This is a genomic window from Dactylosporangium sp. NPDC005572 (assembly GCF_040605515.1).
Classification (GTDB): domain Bacteria; phylum Actinomycetota; class Actinomycetes; order Mycobacteriales; family Micromonosporaceae; genus Dactylosporangium.
The window spans coordinates 13,910-17,054 of the sequence record NZ_JBEXCY010000235.1; the positions used below are offsets into that span (position 1 = coordinate 13,910).

Below are 3,145 nucleotides of genomic sequence, written 5' to 3' on the forward strand. Positions count from 1 at the left end.
CGGTGCCGACACAGCGGGCATCGACACAGTGGGCGGCGAGACGGGCGGGGCGGACACCGGAGGAGCCGTCACGGGAGGAGCGGTCACGGGAGGAGCGGTCACGGGAGGAGCCGTCACGGGAGGAGCGGTCACGGGAGGAGCCGTCACGGGAGGAGCCGTCACGGGAGGAGCGGTCACCGGAGGAGCCGTCACCGGGGGAGTCGCGACCGGGGGAGTCGGCACGGGAGGTGTCGAGACCGGCGCGGCGCCGGCCGGGCCGGAGGTGCCGAGGGCCGCGAGCCGGGCATCGATGGACGGACGCCCACCGGCCGGCGGCTGCGACCCGGGGGCCACAGGGGCCGCGGGCGGGTTGCCGGCGGCGGGCCCGGCGAGGTTCTGGGTCAGCCCGTCGTACCCGCCGGGACGCTTCGCCTCCCCGACCGCCTCAGGAGTCAGCCACGCCGGCTCGCCCACCGGCCCGGCCGGCCCCGCCGGCGGCGCAGACGCGGGACCACCCGGAACCGGCGGCGCGGAGGTCGGCGCCGCGAACGACGGAGGAGCCGACGTCGGCGGCGCGAACGACGGACCGGCCGCACCCGGGGACGCCGGAGGCAGGACAGGCGCCGGAGGCATCCCGGGCCGAGCCGGCGGGAACGGGCCGGGCTTGCCGCCCGGCGCCCCGGCCGGCCCCGGCACGGCTGCCGGTGACCCGGAAACCCCGGGCGCCGCGGGCGGCGGGAACGACCCCGGAGGCGGCCCGGAGACGCCGGGCGGCGGGAACGACCCGGGCGGCGGGAACGACCCGGGAGCCGATCCGGCCGGCGGCGGGAAGGAAGCCGGCGGCCCTGACACGGCCGGCGAGAACGAGGCCGGCGGCGCCGACACGGCGGGCGGGAACGGCGGCTGAGCGGCCGGCGGGAACGACCCGGGCGGCGACCCGGCCGGCGGGAACGGCGGCTGAGCGGCCGGCGGGAACGACCCGGCCGGCGACCCGGCCGGCGGCCCGGAGACGACAGGCGGCGGGAACGACCCGGGAGCCGATCCGGCCGGCGGCGGGAAGGAGGCCGGCGGCCCCGACACGGCCGGCGAGAACGAGGCCGGCGGCGCCGACACGGCCGGCGGGAACGAAGGCTGGGCGGCCGGCGGGGCCGATGACACCGGCGGCTGGAACGACCTGGGCGCGGCCGGCGGCGGCGCCGAGGAGGCCGACGGAACGTACGGCGGCGGCGCCGACACGGGCTGCGTCTCGTCGGTAGGCCGGCCCGGGTAGGCACCCGGCGGGCCCAGGATCGCCGTGGCACCGAGGCCGGCCGGCGCCGCGGGCAGGACCGAGGTCGCCGCAGCCGCGCCCGCGGGGAACTCGGCCGTCTGGTTCGGCGGACCGTAGGGCGGGCGGGCGGCCACCGGCGGGGTGGACTTCGGGCCCTGGCCCAGCCGGTACTCGTGGACGTCGACCGGCGTGCCCGGCTCAGTCGGCGGCAGGGCCACGACCTGGGGCCACGGGCGCCAGCGCTTCACGCTCGCCGCGGCGACCAGCAGGGCGAAGCCGAGCACCGCCGTGGTGCCGTTGGCGATCGGCAGGCGGAGGTCGACCTTGAGTCCGGCGAGGTCCAGGTCGTCCGGCAGGCTGGTCATCGTCGACAGCGGGTCGATGAACAGGCTCACGTACGTGCCGATGAGGGCCAGGCCGGCGACGATCGGGCCGACCGGGGAGATGCGGAGGGTGGCGATGAGGCCGATGATCAGGCCCGCGCCGACCAGGTAGGCGGCCGGGACCAGCAGGTCGACCGAGTCGAACGCGCCGCTGGCGACCCACTTTGCCACTGTTTCCGTGGATTTCTGCTGCCCGATGGCGATCAGCAGCCACGCGATCGGGGCGATCAGCATCCCCGCGATCAGGCTTCCCACGTGTCGCATGGCTCGCACCGTACCGTTTTTGTCATGACCGAGCACACCGGCCGATCGCCCAGCCGTCCGACCAGTTACTCGCGGGTCACGCTGAGCCGGATCATGACCGCCGTCGACGTGAACCTCTACGGGACGGTGCACGGCGGCGTCATCATGAAGTTCGTCGACGACGTCGCCGGCGCGGCCGCCGCCCGGCACAGCGGCGGGACGGCGGTGACCGCCTCGATCGACGAGATCGTCTTCCTGGAGCCGTTGCGGGTCGGTGCTCTCGTGCACGCGTTCGCGCAGGTCAACTGGACCGGCCACAGCTCGATGGAGGTCGGCGTGCGGCTGGTGGCGGAGCGCTGGGACGAGGTGGCCGAGGGCGCCCCGGTGGTGGTCGCGACGGCGTATCTCGTGTTCGTCGCCGTCGACGCCGAGGGCAAGCCGCGCCGGGTCCCGGCGGTGGTCCCGGACTCGCCGGAGAACGAGGGCCGGTGGCGGGAGGCGGAAATCCGACGCGAGCACCGTCTCGCCCGCCGGGAAGCGATCCAGGCCCATCGAATGGAGCGGAACTAGGGGAACACGGCGCCGCGCATCGGACAAGAAGAGGTGTGGACCCGGAAGGCAACCTCTTGATCGCGGACGGCTTCACGGCCCTCTACGACCGCCACGCCCGAGCGCTGTACCGCTACTGCGCGCGGCGGGTCGGGCCGGACCTCGCCGAGGACGCGGTGGCGCAGACGTTCCTGATCGCCTTCGAGCGGCGGCACGTCATCGAGCACGGCACCGCCGATCCGCTGCCCTGGCTGTACGGCATCGCCACCAACGTCCTGCTCCGCCATCGCCGCGACGAGGTGCGCGGCTACCGGGCGCTGGCCCGGACCGGGGCGGACCCGTTGCTGGTGCCGCTGGCGGCGGACAGTCACGAGGCGCGCACGGACGATCGCGTGGTCGCACGGCAGCGGGCGCGGCTCATCGCGCGGGTGCTCGCCAAACTGCCGGCCCGCCAGCGTGACGTCCTGCTGCTGTTCGCGATCGCGGAGCTGTCGTATGCGGAGATCGCCGCGGCGCTCGACCTGCCCACCGGCACGGTTCAGTCGGCGCTGCACCGGGCCCGCACCAAGTTGCGCAAGGCGCTGGAGGACCTGGAGCGATGATGGACGACAGAGATATCGAGGCGCTGCGGGAGTTCCGCGGCGAACTGGACGAGCCGCGCGACGGGCAGAAGGTCGTGGCCTACGTCGGCTCGGCCGCCGCGCTGCGCGACTTCGGCGTG

3 protein-coding genes are annotated in these 3,145 nt (G+C 75.8%); 2 read left to right on the forward strand and 1 reads right to left on the reverse strand.

The genetic code is table 11. The annotated features are described in order from the left end of the window. On the reverse strand, positions 1 to 1,896 hold a 1,896-nt coding region (locus tag ABZS66_RS52910; RefSeq protein WP_354771043.1), incomplete at its 3' end, for a hypothetical protein. Positions 1,897 to 1,920: 24 nt separating this feature from the next. Here ABZS66_RS52910 and ABZS66_RS52915 point away from each other — a divergent pair. Both ABZS66_RS52915 and ABZS66_RS52920 read left to right on the forward strand, forming a co-directional pair. Beyond that, a complete protein-coding gene (locus ABZS66_RS52915; RefSeq protein WP_354771044.1) occupies positions 1,921 to 2,445 on the forward strand; it encodes a hotdog domain-containing protein in 525 nt (174 codons plus the stop codon). A gap of 35 nt (positions 2,446 to 2,480) precedes the next feature. Further along, on the forward strand, positions 2,481 to 3,026 hold the full coding sequence (locus ABZS66_RS52920) for an RNA polymerase sigma factor (RefSeq protein ID WP_354771045.1): 546 nt from the start codon (positions 2,481 to 2,483) through the stop codon (positions 3,024 to 3,026). Positions 3,027 to 3,145: the final 119 nt, after the last annotated feature.

Excerpts from the sequence above, each read along its gene's own strand:
- ABZS66_RS52915 (WP_354771044.1), top strand. The coding sequence starts at position 1,921 with ATGACCGAGCACACCGGCCGATCGCCCAGCCGTCCGACCAGTTACTCG.